The sequence below is a fragment of the Paraburkholderia sp. GAS206C genome (assembly GCF_050435645.1).
Taxonomy (GTDB): domain Bacteria; phylum Pseudomonadota; class Gammaproteobacteria; order Burkholderiales; family Burkholderiaceae; genus Paraburkholderia; species Paraburkholderia phenazinium_B.
The window spans coordinates 491484-505248 of the sequence record NZ_JBNDKR010000007.1 but is presented as its reverse complement, the minus strand read 5'-3'; the positions used below and the strand labels follow the sequence as shown (position 1 = coordinate 505248).

The window sequence follows — 13765 nt, the reverse complement described above, 5'->3', positions numbered from 1 at the left end:
ATACCTGTTGATCAAAAGTCGATGGTGGATGTGAGTTCGAGCGTGCGGCCGAGGCCGACTGCGAGCTGATTCGAACCCGCCGCGCTCCAGTAGCGCTTGTTGGTGGCGTTTTCCAGATTCGCCTGGAACGACACGCGCTTGCCGTACACACGCGTCGCGTAACGCAAGCCCGCGGTGTAAATCGTGGCGCCGCCGATCCACGCCTGATCGGCGCTGTTCACCGGACGCGGCCCCACGTAGTACATCCCGCCGTTGACCGACAGGCCTGCGAGCATCGGCACGCGATATTCGGCGAACAGACTCGCCGTGACGTGCGGTGTGTTTTCCGGCGTCTTGCCGACCAGCGTCAAATCCGACGAGTCGAGTTGCTTCGCGTCGAGATAGACCGTCGACGCCGTCAACGAAATGTCCTTCGTCACATCGCCCTGCACCGAAAACTCGATGCCGCGAAAACGTGCGTTGCCGTCCATGACGTAGACGTTGTCGGCATTCGTATCGGCCGAGGGCTGACGCAGATTGAAGAGCGCGAGCGACACCAGCGCACGGTCCGCCAGCCGGGTACGAACGCCCACTTCCTCCTGCCGGCTCACGGCCGCTGGCAGGATCTGATTGGCGTTTGCAGCCGTGGACGGTGCGCTGCCGGCCGACTCGAGCGCCTCGACGTAGCTCGCATAGACGCTCGTGTTGGGCGTGAGGCGATAGCTGAGGCTGCCGGACGGCGACGTCCTGTTGATGTCCTGGCTCGGCGTGCCCAGCTGCGAACTCATATATTCGGAGCGGCGCACGCCAGCGATGAATTGCAGACGCGAGGTCAGGTCGACCTGGTCGAACAGGTACACGCCGCTGTTGCGGATGTGCTGCGCGTAGAACTGCTTCGGCGTGCCGCTCGCGGTCAGCTTCGTGATCGACACGGGGTCGTAGAGATTCTGGCTCGCTGTGTAGAAGTAGGTCGTGAAGTCCGGCTGGAACAACCAGTTCTGCATGACGCCGGCCGTCAGCGTGTGACCGATCGGGCCTGTCTTGAACGCACCGGTCGTTTCGAGCCGCACGTTTTTGTTCTCGTACATCTGGCCGTTCTGCTCGCTGGCTTGCAAGCGGCCGGCGCCCGTCGCAACGCTGTACTTCTGGAACACCCAGGCCCAACGGTCGCGCCGTGTGATCGACTGGCCGATCGAGAAGTCCACGTTCCAGTTTTCGGACAGCGCGTAGTCGGCGCGCAGCAGCTGGGTATCGGCGCTCGATCTGGTCGGATGCGCGTTGCTGACCAGCAGCTTCGACGGATCGGGGATCGCCGGCAGCGTGATAACGCCGTTCTTTGCGGTGAGCGGCACGATACCCGCCTGTTCAACGATGCTCGATTCGACGTGCTCGAAGTCGTATTGCAGCTTGAGCTTGCTGTTCAGTTTCCAGTCGAGCGCGGCACTGACAAACTTGCGGTAGCCACGATCGCCGTCGATCGGCGTCTCGACGTGTTCGTCCATCGCGTTGACGCGAATGCCGAACTGGTTGTCCTGTCCGAAGCGCCGGGAGAGATCGACCGCGACGCCGTACGAACCGTTCGAGTCGGCGAGCGCCGTCACGCTCGTGACGGGCTCGGCGCCCGCCCGCTTCATGACCATATTGACGACGCCGGCTGGGACGGTGAAGCCGTAGTAGAGCGCCGACGCGCCCTTCAGGACTTCGACGCGCTCCTTGTCTTCCATTGGCATCCAGACGTTGTTGTCGATCGGCAGGATGCCGTCGATGTAGTAGCTCGAGCGGTTGTCGAGCGCGATGCCGCGGATCGCGAGGTTGTCGTACGCCAGACCGTTCAACTGCAGGCGAGTTACGCCGGCTACGTTGCGCAGCGCGTCGTAGAGACCGGTATCGCCTTGGGCGTCCATCACATCGCGCGTCACCACGTTGACGGTTGCGGGCACGTCGAGCGCGTCGAGGCCCTTGTAGGGGCCGGTTTCGATGCTCGAGGGAGCGAAGTGTTTGGACTTCTCGCTGATGACTTTCACCGGGGCGAGTTGGCTGGCGTTGTCCGCGGTGGTGCTTGCGGTGGCTTTCGCGCCACTTTTGACGCTGCTGTCTGCGTTTGCTTTCGCGGTGCTGTCGGGCACCTCGGCCGTGTCCGCCGCCTGCGCGGAAGTGGTGATCACGCTCGCCGCGAGTAGTGTGCCGATCCAGTTTCGCCTACGTCGAGTTGCCAAAAGGTTGTACCGCATACCGCCATGCATGAAGATTTTCCCCGTACCGAACGCCAGCTCGGCGCGATACGGACCGGTTTGGACCGTGGTGCGCCGGAAATATTACAAATATTAATGCGAATCATTATCGTTTGAAAGTAAATTGGATGCAACCTTTCTGAACGATGACGAGGATTTTCGACGGGGCGCGGGTGGGTGCTTGCCGGTTGACGACTCAGCTGGCGGCAGCCCGTCTCACGGCAAATGTCCGCGCAAACATGTTCCGAATCTGCGGATGGCTGCTTATAGTGGAGCCGTGCGAGCTTCCTTCTTCAGGACAGGCACCTTCGACAGGGACAGCGAAATGACTACTTCTTCCGAGCTGGTGAACAGTCCGCAGGACGCGACGCCGGAGTCGCTGCTGGCTCTGATCAAATACCTCGACCTCGCGCTGGACAAAGGGAAGTCCGTCGTGATGATGCGGCACGAGGCCGGGGTGTGTTCAGTTTATGTTGGTGACCCGGCGGATGAGGAGAATCCGTTGGGTCGCCAGGGAACTATCGCAGTAGGCGTGGCCGACGAGATACTTGAACTGACGCGGGCTGGGGTTAACAGGCTAGAGGTCGGGGATCAGGTGTATCGGTTTGTTCGGAGTTTTACGCATGTTGCAGGCGTAGGGGCGGTGGTTTTTGGGCCGGCTTAGGAGCACGCCGACCGAGGTCAGCGCGCGCTCCGATATACGGCTCGCCCCCCCTGCCCTCACTCCACCGTCACCGACTTAGCCAGATTCCGCGGCTTGTCCACATCCGTCCCTCTCGCACACGCCGTGTGATAAGCCAGCAACTGCAGCGGCACCACATGAAGAATCGGCGACAGCAACCCATAATGCTCAGGCATCCGAATCACATGCAGACCTTCGTCATTGACGATCCGTGTATCCGCATCCGCGAACACATAAAGCTGACCACCGCGCGCCCGCACTTCCTGAATATTCGACTTTAGCTTTTCAAGCAGCGCGTCGTTCGGCGCCACCGTTACCACCGGCATTGCCTCGGTCACCAGCGCCAGCGGCCCATGTTTCAACTCACCTGCCGGATAAGCCTCAGCATGAATATACGAAATCTCCTTGAGCTTCAGCGCACCCTCAAGCGCGATCGGATAATGCAGCCCACGCCCGAGGAACAGCGCATTTTCCTTGCGTGAAAACTCCTCCGACCAGGCGATGATCTGCGGCTCAAGCGCCAGCACGCTATTGAGCGCCGCCGGCAAGTGACGCAACTGCTTGATGTAATCCGCTTCCTGCGACGCATTCACATGCCCGCGCAGCTTGCCCAGCGTAACCGCCAGCACAAACAACGCCACGAGTTGCGTAGTAAAAGCCTTGGTCGACGCCACACCAATCTCGCGTCCTGCATGCGTGAGGAACGAAAACTCCGTCTGCCGTACCATCGCACTCGTGCCGACGTTGCACACCGCCAGCGTATGCTGATGCCCAAGTGACTGCGCATGCTTCAACGCCGCGAGCGTATCCGCCGTTTCGCCCGACTGCGAGATCACCACCACCAGCGCCTTGGGATTCGGCACCGACTCGCGATAGCGATACTCGCTCGCAATCTCTACCTGGGTCGGAATCTTCGCCACCGATTCCAGCCAGTACTTCGCCGTCAGTCCCGAGTAATAGCTCGTGCCGCACGCGAGAATCAGCAGGCTGTCGATACCCTCAAACACCTTCTGCGCACCGTCACCAAACAGCGCTGCATCGAAGGTCTCGGCTTGCGGAATCGTGTCAGTAATCGCGCGCGGCTGCTCGAAGATTTCCTTCTGCATGAAGTGCCGATACGGGCCAAGCTCGACCGCGCCACCATACGCCGCCACCTGACGCACTTCGCGCTCGACAATGTTGCCATCGCGGTCCGCAATTCGCACCTGTTCGAGCGCCAGCTCGCACACGTCGCCTTCCTCGAGGAAGATGAAGCGCTCAGTGCTGCCAGCAAGCGCCAGCGCATCCGAAGCGAGGAAGTTCTCACCATCGCCCAATCCAACGACCAGCGGCGAACCCTGACGCGCACCCACCACCGTATGCGGTTGATCCTTATGCAGCACGGCAATCGCATACGCGCCATGCAACTGCTTCACCGCGGAACGCACCGCAGCGAACAGATCGCCCTGATACAGGCTATGCACCAGATGCGCGATCACTTCCGTATCGGTCTGCGAGACGAACTCGTAGCCCTTGCCGCGCAGCATTTCACGCAGTGCTTCATAGTTCTCGATGATGCCGTTGTGAACTAGCGCGAGCGCGTTTCGCGAGAAGATCGGATGAGCGTTGTCCGTGACCGGCGCGCCGTGCGTGGCCCAGCGTGTGTGCGCAATCCCCGTGATCCCTTCAAGGTGAGTCTCGCGCACCTGATCGTCGAGATCCGCCACCCGGGCGACGCTACGCGCGCGCAGCGGTTCACCGTTGGCCAGCACGGCGACGCCGCACGAGTCGTAGCCGCGATATTCGAGACGACGCAATCCTTCGATCAGGACGGGGACGATATTACGTTGCGCAACCGCGCCGACAATGCCGCACATAGATTCTGAGTCCTTTGCAGGGGTTCGGTTTCAAGGCGTGCACTGCACGCACGCCGGGTGAGCTTCAGCTTTTCTTTTTGGTCGGGCGTACGAAACCCGTCTTGCTCGTCTGGGTCTTGTCGTTCAGCACCAGCACATTGTCCCCGACGTCTTTCCAGATCGTCGTGCCCGCGGCAATCGTCACGCCGCGGCCGACGCGTACCGGCGCGACAAACTGCGTATCCGAGCCGACAAACACATCGTCCTCGATGACCGTGCGGTGCTTGTTCGCACCGTCGTAATTGCAGGTGATGGTGCCCGCGCCGATGTTCACCCGCGCGCCGACATCCGCGTCGCCGATATAGGTGAGATGCCCCGCCTTCGAGCCATGGCCCAGCACGGCATTCTTCACTTCGACGAAGTTGCCCACATGCGATTCGTCCCGCAGCGTCGCCCCTGGCCGTAGCCGGGCATACGGTCCAAGCCCCACGTTCGCACCGATTTCGGCGCCTTCGATATGCGTGAACGCTTCGACGTGGCTACCCGCACCAATCGTGGCATCGCGGATTACGCAGTTGGGCCCGATCGTCACGTTGTCTGCGAGCGTCACATGCCCTTCGAACACGCAGTTCACGTCGATCGACACATCGCGCCCGCATTCGAGCGTGCCGCGCACGTCGATACGCGCCGGGTCGGCCAGGGTCACGCCCGCTACCAGCAGGGTTTCCGCGACGTTTTGCTGGTGAATCCGCTCCAGCTCGGCCAACTGTTGCTTGCTGTTGACGCCAAGCGTCTCCCACTCTTCATCGGGCTGGGCCGTGACAACCTCAAAACCGGCTTCGGTTGCGCGCTCGACCACATCGGTGAGGTAGTACTCGCCCTGCGCGTTGTCGTTCTTCAGCGCGGCGAGCCACATGCCGAGCTGCGCGGTCGGCGTCACGACAATGCCCGTATTGATTTCGGCGATACGCAGCTGTTCCGGCGTCGCATCCTTCTGCTCGACGATCCGCACCACGCAGCCGGTCTGGTCGCGCACGATGCGACCGTACCCCGTGGGATCGTCGAGCATCACCGTGAGGACGCCGTAACAGCCCTCGGCGGCACTGTCGACGAGGCGCTTGAGCGTGCTCGCCCGCGTGAGCGGCACGTCACCGTACAGCACCAGCGTCGGCACGCCGGGATCGAGTAACGGCAAAGCCTGCTTCACGGCGTGGCCTGTGCCGAGCTGCTGTTCCTGGACGGCGAACAGCACATCGGGCGCGGCTACCGCAGCACGCACGGCTTCACCGCCATGGCCGATCACCACGACGAGGCGGCTGGGCTCGAGCGTACGAGCGGTGTCGATAACGTGAGACAGAAGTGGCCGGCCGGCCAGGGGATGCAGCACCTTGGGCAGCGCGGAACGCATGCGCTTACCGGTGCCTGCCGCCAAAATCACGATGTTCATGGCGTCGGCGAGGGGACGAGTTTGGAGCCGATGATTCTAGCATGCGGCCCATGACAGAGACGCTCGCGGGCGGATTTACTACGGAGGTTCGCAATCCCGGAAGCACGGGGCTTCCGGGGCGTTTAGAGCAACTTCAAAACAATGCGTACTGCTTCACAGATCGTCGAACTGCACGATCGAAATCGGCTTCGATCCGTTGAGCGTCGCGCCCTCGATGGAATCGGTCGAGCACGGCTCTTCGTCGAAGGCGATATCGCCGTGCGGATCGGCTTCACCCGTCGCGCGCAGGCCGGCGAACGGGAACAGCTTGTGATCCATCAGATGCGACGGCACGATATTCGACAATGCATTGAACATATTCTCGACGCGGCCCGGGAAGCGCTTGTCCCAATCGCGGATCAGCGCCTTCATTTCCGCGCGCTTCAGGTTCGGCTGACTGCCGCACAGGTTGCACGGAATGATCGGAAATTCGCGCAACTCCGCGTATTTCTCCAGATCGGTTTCCTTCACGTAGGCGAGCGGCCGGATCACGATGTTCTTGCCGTCATCCGACTGCAGCTTCGGCGGCATGCCCTTCAACTTGCCGCCGTAGAACAGGTTCAGCAGCAGCGTCTGCAGGATGTCGTCACGATGGTGGCCAAGCGCGATCTTGGTGGCGCCCAGCTCACCGGCCACACGGTACAGGATGCCGCGACGCAGCCGCGAACACAGCGAGCAGGTGGTCTTGCCTTCCGGCACTAGCCGCTTGACGATGCTGTAGGTGTCCTGATTCTCGATATGGAACGGGATGTCCAGCTGCTTCAGATACTCGGGCAGCACGTGTTCCGGGAAGCCCGGCTGCTTCTGGTCGAGATTCACCGCGACGATGTCGAAGTGGATCGGCGCGCGCTCGCGCAGGCGCATCAGCACGTCGAGCATGGCGTAGCTGTCTTTGCCGCCCGACAGGCAGACCATCACCTTGTCGCCTTCCTCGATCATGTTGAAATCGCCGATCGCCTGACCGACGAGGCGCGCAAGCCGCTTGAACAGCTTGTTGTTCTCGTACGCCTCTTTCTGCTCGCGGCGCGTAAGCGCAGGCTTGGCGGACCGTTCGGCAGTCGCCGCGGCGCCCGTCATTTCAGCCGGCGCTGCCTCGCGCGTCGTTTCGGCGCTCAGGATCTCAGGAGCGTTCATGACTCAATCCTCTTTGATGCGGAAGACTTCGATGCCGACGGCATCGCAGTCCGGATACACGTCCGGCTTTTCGGTGGACACGCGGGCCGCGCGCACCTGCGGATGAGCGAGCAGCGCGGTCAGCAGGTCGTCGCAAAGCGTTTCCTGCAGGTGAATGTGACCGCGTTCGACGCGGCGTGCGATGGTAGCGCGCATGAAGTCGTAGTCGACGACTTCGCGCAGTTTGTCCTCGACGGGGGTCGACAGCGCGAGCGGCACGTACAGTTCGACGTTGATCACGACGCGTTGCTCGCCGCGCTTTTCGAAGTCATGCACGCCGATATTGATGTGCACTTCGTAGTTGCGCAGAAAAAGCCGGCGGCAATCGGCTAGCCGGGGATGCGAAAGAGCGGCAAACATGGTCGTTCCAGTCAAAAAAAGCGTGCGGGGCACGCAAGGGGGCGCTTCAACGCACCACGGCCCTCAATTAAAGTGTAGAGGTCGTGCGCATTCAGGCGCCCGTCAAAAACATCACGTCACGCGGGGACGGCACGAGGTGCTGACCGCCGTCGACAACCAGCGTCGTCCCGGTCACACCCGCCGCCTCGGCCAGATACAGCGCGGCGGCAACGATATCCTCGGGCCGCGACGCACGGCCGAGCGGGGTGACGCGGTGAGCTTCGGCAAAACCTTCCGGTGTCTGATCGCCCGACTGCAGCGTCAGCCCGGGCGCGAGACCCACCACACGCAGTTTCGGCGCCAGCGCCTGGGCGAGCGCGACGGTAGCTGTCTGCAACGCCGCCTTGGACAGCGTGTAGGACAGGTAATCCGGATTCATGTTGTACAGCTTCTGGTCCAGCACATTGATGACGACCGCGCGCTGCGCCTCGTCGCTACGGGCGGCTTCGGGCGTGGCCTCATACAGCATACGCGCCAGCACGAGCGGCGCGCCGACATTCGCGGCCATATGGCTGAGCAGTTGGTCGTAGCCTATGCTCTGGGCGGTATCTTCGTCGAACTGGGACGCATTGTTGACGATACACACTGGCCGCCCCAACGCCGCCATACAGTCGGGCACGAGCCGGGCGACTTCCGCCTCGACGACCAGATCCGCCTGCAGCGCGACCGCCCGGCGGCCGAGCGCGACGATTTCGGCGACCACCTCGTCGGCTTCCGGCTTCGACTTCCCGTAATGGACGGCGACGTCCCAGCCCCGCCCAGCAAAGCCGAGCGCCAGTTCGCGGCCGATCCGCCGGGCAGCGCCGGTGATCAGGACGACACGCGGAACGGCGGACGGACGGCCGAGGACGGCGGAAGTGTCGGAAGGGACGGTCATTTACAATACGGGGATGAATCCGATAGCTCACCAACCCGATAGTTTACCTGCTCCCGGCCCGAGCGCGCTTGCGCAGTCCGAAGCGCTGTCCGCGCAGATCCGCTCGGCGATCGCGGCGGCGGATGGATGGCTGCCGTTCGACCGCTACATGGAGCAGGCGCTATACGCGCCGGGCCTGGGCTACTACGGCGGCGGATCGATCAAATTTGGCCGCCGTCCGGAGGATGGCAGCGACTTCGTGACGGCCCCGGAACTGTCACCGTTGTTCGCCGCGACGCTGGCGCGACCGGTCGCCCAGGCGCTGGAGGCGAGCGGCACACGCCACGTGATGGAATTCGGCGCCGGGACCGGCAAACTGGCAGCCGGCCTGCTGAACGCGCTGGAGGAACTGGGCGCCGCCGTCGAAACTTACTCGATCGTGGACCTATCCGGCGAACTGCGTGAACGGCAACGCTCAATGATCGAAGCGCAAGCGCCTGCACTGGCAGCGCGGGTCCGCTGGCTGGATGCGTTACCAGAGCAGTTCGAGGGCGTGGTGATCGGCAACGAGGTGCTGGACGCGATGCCGGTGCGTCTCTTCGCTCATACCGACGGCGTGTGGCACGAGCGCGGCGTGACGTTACGCAACGACGAGTTCGCCTTCGCCGACCGGCCGGTGAGCGCACCGCAGGACATGGAGTTTCTGACGAGTCTTGAAGTGGACGGCGATTACATTGCGGAGACGCACGAGGCGGCGCGAGCGTTCACGCGGACGATCTGCACGATGCTGACGCGAGGCGCGGCGTTGCTGATCGACTATGGTTTTCCGCGACACGAGTACTACCATGCACAGCGAGCGCAGGGCACGTTGATGTGCCACTACCGGCACCGGGCGCACGGCGATCCGTTCTTGTATCCGGGTTTGCAGGACATCACGGCGCACGTAGAGTTTACGGGCATCGCCGAGGCGGGCGTGGATACGGGAGCTGACTTGCTGGGGTACACATCGCAGGCGCGGTTTCTTCTGAATGCCGGGATTACTGAGGTATTGGGGGAGATTGACCCAGCGGACACGACGCGGTTTTTGCCTGCGGCGAATGCGGTGCAGAAGTTATTGTCCGAGGCGGAGATGGGTGAGTTGTTCAAGGTGATTGCGTTTTCGCGGGGGATCGAGGAGACGCTCGATGCGTTTGCGAGCGGGGATCGGACGCATACTCTTTGACCGCGTTCGTGGTGAATTGCATTTCCGTTAGGGGCTCACGATGATCCGGTGGTTGTTGACTATGTTTATCGCCGTGGCGATTTTGTCGGGCTCCTGGCCGTGGCTCAGGAAGATTGGGATTGGGCGGATGCCCGGGGATGTGACGCTCAGGATGTTTGGGAAGGAGTATCCGTTTCCGTTTATGTCCACGCTGCTTTTGACTATGGTTTTGTCTTTGGTTGTTAAGGTTTTGTAGTGCCCCCGGGGGGGTTGCCTGCGGCGCCTTGGTTTTTTTGGTTTTACTGGGGTGTTGGCCTTTCCTTGCTTTGTTATCGGTCTATTAGCTTCGCCCCTGTGCGGGGCGGCACTTACTTTCTTTGCCGCCGCAAAGAAAGTAAGCAAAGAAAGCGGGCTTCCAACCGCTAGCCTTTAGGTGTCCACCACTTAAGCTATCCCGAAGTGGTCCGCGCACGCACCGTGCCCTCGCACCTCCAAACCTAGTGACAAAGCAATCATCCACCCCACTCCGCACTACGTGCGTCGCGGATCGGTCTGCAAGGGAAAGCGTGGGTTGCGCGTGCGAGCTACCCTACATTTCGGAGAAGAGAAAGGTCGCGCAGTATAGTTAGAAATCCTATCTAGCCTCAGAGGTTTCCGCTTTAACCAGTGGAATGACAGACCGATATAGTTAGCATACCTACCGAGCTTGCAGAAGGTTTATGTCCCGCGGCGGGGCGCGCAGCGCGACGCTGGAACGGATGACTGCCTTGTCACAAGCGCGGGTGGTGCGAGGGCACATTGCGTGCGCGGACCACTCTGTCGTGGGTGGCAGTGGGAGACACCTACGAGCTAGCGGTGTGAAGCCCGCTTTCTTTGCTTACTTTCTTTGCGGCGGCAAAGAAAGTAAGTGCCGCCCCGCACAGGGGCGAAGCTAATAGACCGATAACAATGCAAGGAAAGGCCAACACCATAGTAAAACTACCAAAGCGCCGCGCAGGCAAAAAAAAACCTACTCCCCAAGAGCAACAGCCACAACCCGAACCCTCTCCCTCTGCACAGCCTCCCTAATAAGCTCAGTCCGATCCCCAACCCCCTTAGCAATAGCCCCAGCATCAACAGCCCGCGCAGCGACAAGAGCTACTCTTAAGCGTTCAGCCTGAGGATAACCCCGAGCCTCAAACCCAAGCCGCCCGCGGGCATCCGACTCACATGCCTGCAAAGCCTCAGCAAACCGCCCAGGTTTCCGAATCGCATCACACCGCTCGAGCAGCCGCACAACCCCAGCAGCACCCGTCTCCATGACCCGATGAATATTCCCATGCTCCCGGGCAACGAGAAGCGCCAGATCCCGACACTCATTCGGCACCCGCATCCGCTCGCACAACGGCTTGAGCAAATCCACACTCCGCCCTTCATGCCCAATATGCCGTGGCAAAACATCCTCAGGCGTCGTCGCCTTCCCCAGATCATGCGTCAACGCAGCAAACCGCACCGCCAACGCGTACCCCTGCGCTGCAGCATGATCCACCACCATCATCACATGCACCCCCGTATCCACCTCAGGGTGGTAATCCGCCCGCTGCGGTACGCCGTACAACGCCTCGATCTCCGGCAATATCCGCGCGAGTGCCCCGCATTCGCGCAACACCTCAAACATCCGCGATGGTCGCTTCTCCATCAGACCGCGTGACACTTCCTGCCACACCCGCTCGGCCACCAGCGCGTCCACCTCACCCGCCTCCACCATCTTGCGCATCAGCGTCATCGTTTCCGGCGCCACCGTGAAATCGGTGAAACGCGCCGCAAAGCGCGCCACCCGCAAGATCCGCACAGGGTCTTCCAGGAACGCATCGCTCACATGCCGAAACACGCGCGCCTGCAAATCCGCCTGACCGTTGAACGGGTCGATCACTGGTCCGGTCAGTACGCCGTCCGGGCGCACTTCGCGTGCCATCGCGTTGATCGTCAGATCGCGTCGCGCCAGGTCCTCTTCGAGCGTTACGTCCGGTGCGTAGAAAAACTGGAAACCGTGGTAGCCGGCCGCCGTTTTCCGTTCGGTGCGCGCAAGCGCGTACTCCTCGTGCGTCTGCGGATGCAGGAACACCGGGAAGTCCTTGCCGACCGGACGGTAGCCCTGCGACACCATCTGCTCCGGCGTCGCGCCCACCACCACGTAGTCGCGGTCCTGGACCGGCACGTCCAGCAACTCGTCGCGAATCGCACCGCCTACTGCGTAGATATTCATTCGGGTATTTCGTAAACAGGGATCACGTGGGTCTCGCGCTGCGCGTCTTCAATCCAGGCGCGCACCGCCGGCTGTTGCGTCACGCGCCGCGCGTACGCCGCCGCTGTGTCGGACAGCGCTGGCTGCCACGTGTTGAAGCGCATCACGACCGGCGCGTACATTGCGTCCGCAATGCCGAACTCGCCGAACAGAAACGGGCCGCCATGACGCTCGATGCAACTGCTCCAGATCGCGTCGACGCGCGCGATATCCGCCAATGCGCCCGGTGTCGCGCCCTTGCCAGCAAACGACGCGCGTATGTTCATCCACATGTTCGAGCGCAGATCGCCAAAGCCCGAATGCATCTCGGCGCTGATGCTGCGCGCCTCGGCACGCTGCGCCGCATCGCGCGGCCACATCGCGTGCTGCGGAAAGCGCTCGGCGAGCGTCTCGGCAATCGCCAGCGAGTCCCACACCGACAGACCATCGTCGCCCACCAGACAAGGCACTCTGCCCGACGGCGAATGCTCGAGGATCGCCGCCCGCGCGCCGGCTTCAAACAACTCGATACACACCTCGTCGAATGGAATGCCGAAGTGCTTCAGCAACACCCACGGACGCATCGACCACGAGGAATAGTTCTTGTCACCGATCAGAAGTTTCATGCTTCAGGTAAAGGAACAAAAGAAACGTTTAACGCCCCGCGCTCGCGCGGAATGTGTTGAAGCGCGAGCGCAAGGACGCGCCCGTCAGATACACGGGCGCAATCGTCTCGATGGCAGCCGGCTCGATCCCCAACTCCGGCGCGAGCGGGCCGCTCAGCACGCTCGGCACTTTCATCGAATCGAGATTGTCGCGCGAGATCAGTGGCTCACCCGGCGCCATTTCGAAGCTCAACGCCTGCAGCCGCGCCAGCGCGCTCGGCAGCCGCATGATTCGCGCGTGGCGGCCGATCACATCGCCGCAATACTGCACCAGTTGCTCCAGCGTATAGACGGTCGGGCCACCGAGTTCATAAGTGCGGCCGGTGGCGGCATCGAGATCGAGCACGTTGAGAATCGCCTTCGCGACGTCGCCGACAAACACCGGCTGGAACTGCGCGTCCGGCGACGCCAGCGGAATCACCGGGAACACGCGTTGCAGGAACGCGAACTGATTGAGGAACCTGTCCTCCGGACCGAATACCACAGAGGGCCGGAAAATCGTCGTTGCCAGCGTCGACGCATGCACCGCCTTTTCCCCGTCACCCTTGGAGCGCAGGTACATACTCGGCCCGTTCGGGTCCGCGCCTAGCGCACTGACATGGATCAGCCGGTGCGCACCCTTGCCTTCGCAGGCGGCCACGATTCTGGTCGGCAACTCGACGTGCATCCTCGCGAACTCGGGGCCGTACGGTGTGCCGCGCCCGCCATGCAATGTGCCGACCAGGTTGATCACCGCGTCGGCGCCTTCCAGGAAGCGCGCAAGCTGCACCGGATCGAACACGTCGGCTTCGATCACATCGATGGGCAACAGAGTGAGGTGACGGGCGTTGTAGCGACGACGGGTGGCAATGCGCACGTCTTTGCCGAGCTCGACGAGCGCGTTGACAAGATGGCTGCCGATAAAACCGGAGCCGCCGATAATCGCAATGGCTTGATGTCGCATTTCCGACTCCCCGGTGGAGCCGCGGCAACGGCTGGAGTGAGGCGCCGCCGCG

General features: G+C 62.1%; 12 protein-coding genes. 3 read left to right on the top strand and 9 right to left on the bottom strand.

Annotation, left to right across the window (positions count from 1 at the left end; all coding sequences use genetic code 11):
• Positions 1 to 11 precede the first annotated feature (11 nt).
• The gene (locus P3T20_RS21990) at positions 12 to 2144 is read right to left on the bottom strand and encodes a TonB-dependent receptor (protein WP_429287795.1); all 2133 of its coding nucleotides are present in this window, start codon (positions 2142 to 2144) and stop codon (positions 12 to 14) included.
• 391 nt (positions 2145 to 2535) lie between these two features.
• Between P3T20_RS21990 and P3T20_RS21985 the strand changes: the two genes are divergently transcribed.
• Positions 2536 to 2874 carry a hypothetical protein gene (locus tag P3T20_RS21985; RefSeq protein ID WP_429287794.1) on the top strand — a complete coding sequence of 113 codons (339 nt, stop codon included), beginning with the start codon at positions 2536 to 2538 and terminating at the stop codon, positions 2872 to 2874.
• 56 nt (positions 2875 to 2930) lie between these two features.
• Here the strand turns inward: P3T20_RS21985 and glmS are convergent, their stop codons facing one another.
• From glmS to P3T20_RS21960, 5 genes are all read right to left on the bottom strand, one after another.
• On the bottom strand, positions 2931 to 4748 hold the full coding sequence (gene glmS / locus P3T20_RS21980) for a glutamine--fructose-6-phosphate transaminase (isomerizing) (RefSeq protein WP_429287793.1): 1818 nt from the start codon (positions 4746 to 4748) through the stop codon (positions 2931 to 2933).
• 64 nt (positions 4749 to 4812) lie between these two features.
• The gene (gene glmU, locus P3T20_RS21975) at positions 4813 to 6174 is read right to left on the bottom strand and encodes a bifunctional UDP-N-acetylglucosamine diphosphorylase/glucosamine-1-phosphate N-acetyltransferase GlmU (RefSeq protein WP_429287792.1); all 1362 of its coding nucleotides are present in this window, start codon (positions 6172 to 6174) and stop codon (positions 4813 to 4815) included.
• A 153-nt stretch (positions 6175 to 6327) separates the two neighbouring features.
• A complete protein-coding gene (gene ttcA / locus P3T20_RS21970; protein ID WP_429287791.1) occupies positions 6328 to 7347 on the bottom strand; it encodes a tRNA 2-thiocytidine(32) synthetase TtcA in 1020 nt (339 codons plus the stop codon).
• Positions 7348 to 7350: 3 nt separating this feature from the next.
• Positions 7351 to 7746 (bottom strand): dihydroneopterin aldolase, encoded by a 396-nt coding sequence (locus P3T20_RS21965; RefSeq protein WP_074262800.1) that lies wholly within the window; start codon positions 7744 to 7746, stop codon positions 7351 to 7353.
• 91 nt (positions 7747 to 7837) lie between these two features.
• Positions 7838 to 8662 (bottom strand): SDR family oxidoreductase, encoded by an 825-nt coding sequence (locus tag P3T20_RS21960; RefSeq protein ID WP_429287790.1) that lies wholly within the window; start codon positions 8660 to 8662, stop codon positions 7838 to 7840.
• 13 nt (positions 8663 to 8675) lie between these two features.
• Here P3T20_RS21960 and P3T20_RS21955 point away from each other — a divergent pair, with 13 nt between their 5' ends.
• Positions 8676 to 9863, top strand: coding sequence for a class I SAM-dependent methyltransferase (locus P3T20_RS21955; RefSeq protein WP_429287789.1), 1188 nt, complete (start codon positions 8676 to 8678; stop codon positions 9861 to 9863).
• A 40-nt stretch (positions 9864 to 9903) separates the two neighbouring features.
• Positions 9904 to 10098 (top strand): DUF2905 domain-containing protein, encoded by a 195-nt coding sequence (locus tag P3T20_RS21950; protein WP_074262803.1) that lies wholly within the window; start codon positions 9904 to 9906, stop codon positions 10096 to 10098.
• Between the two features lie 753 nt (positions 10099 to 10851).
• Here P3T20_RS21950 and P3T20_RS21945 read toward each other — a convergent pair.
• From P3T20_RS21945 to P3T20_RS21935, 3 genes are read right to left on the bottom strand one after another with little or no spacing between them, the layout of a single operon-like run.
• Positions 10852 to 12087 (bottom strand): multifunctional CCA addition/repair protein, encoded by a 1236-nt coding sequence (locus P3T20_RS21945; RefSeq protein WP_429287788.1) that lies wholly within the window; start codon positions 12085 to 12087, stop codon positions 10852 to 10854.
• Positions 12084 to 12731 carry a glutathione S-transferase family protein gene (locus tag P3T20_RS21940; protein WP_429287787.1) on the bottom strand — a complete coding sequence of 216 codons (648 nt, stop codon included), beginning with the start codon at positions 12729 to 12731 and terminating at the stop codon, positions 12084 to 12086. The genes P3T20_RS21945 and P3T20_RS21940 overlap by 4 nt, the downstream gene beginning before the upstream one ends.
• 28 nt (positions 12732 to 12759) lie before the next feature.
• Complete coding sequence (locus tag P3T20_RS21935; RefSeq protein WP_429287786.1) at positions 12760 to 13713, bottom strand: complex I NDUFA9 subunit family protein; 954 nt, start codon at positions 13711 to 13713, stop codon at positions 12760 to 12762.
• Positions 13714 to 13765: the final 52 nt, after the last annotated feature.

What these genes read in the sequence shown, in the direction of transcription:
- P3T20_RS21985 (WP_429287794.1), top strand. Translation starts at nt 2,536, where the DNA reads ATGACTACTTCTTCCGAGCTGGTGAACAGTCCGCAGGACGCGACGCCG.
- glmS (WP_429287793.1), bottom strand. Translation starts at nt 4,748, where the DNA reads ATGTGCGGCATTGTCGGCGCGGTTGCGCAACGTAATATCGTCCCCGTC.
- glmU (WP_429287792.1), bottom strand. Translation starts at nt 6,174, where the DNA reads ATGAACATCGTGATTTTGGCGGCAGGCACCGGTAAGCGCATGCGTTCC.
- ttcA (WP_429287791.1), bottom strand. Translation starts at nt 7,347, where the DNA reads ATGAACGCTCCTGAGATCCTGAGCGCCGAAACGACGCGCGAGGCAGCG.
- P3T20_RS21965 (WP_074262800.1), bottom strand. Translation starts at nt 7,746, where the DNA reads ATGTTTGCCGCTCTTTCGCATCCCCGGCTAGCCGATTGCCGCCGGCTT.
- P3T20_RS21960 (WP_429287790.1), bottom strand. Translation starts at nt 8,662, where the DNA reads ATGACCGTCCCTTCCGACACTTCCGCCGTCCTCGGCCGTCCGTCCGCC.
- P3T20_RS21955 (WP_429287789.1), top strand. Translation starts at nt 8,676, where the DNA reads ATGAATCCGATAGCTCACCAACCCGATAGTTTACCTGCTCCCGGCCCG.
- P3T20_RS21950 (WP_074262803.1), top strand. Translation starts at nt 9,904, where the DNA reads ATGATCCGGTGGTTGTTGACTATGTTTATCGCCGTGGCGATTTTGTCG.
- P3T20_RS21945 (WP_429287788.1), bottom strand. Translation starts at nt 12,087, where the DNA reads ATGAATATCTACGCAGTAGGCGGTGCGATTCGCGACGAGTTGCTGGAC.
- P3T20_RS21940 (WP_429287787.1), bottom strand. Translation starts at nt 12,731, where the DNA reads ATGAAACTTCTGATCGGTGACAAGAACTATTCCTCGTGGTCGATGCGT.
- P3T20_RS21935 (WP_429287786.1), bottom strand. Translation starts at nt 13,713, where the DNA reads ATGCGACATCAAGCCATTGCGATTATCGGCGGCTCCGGTTTTATCGGC.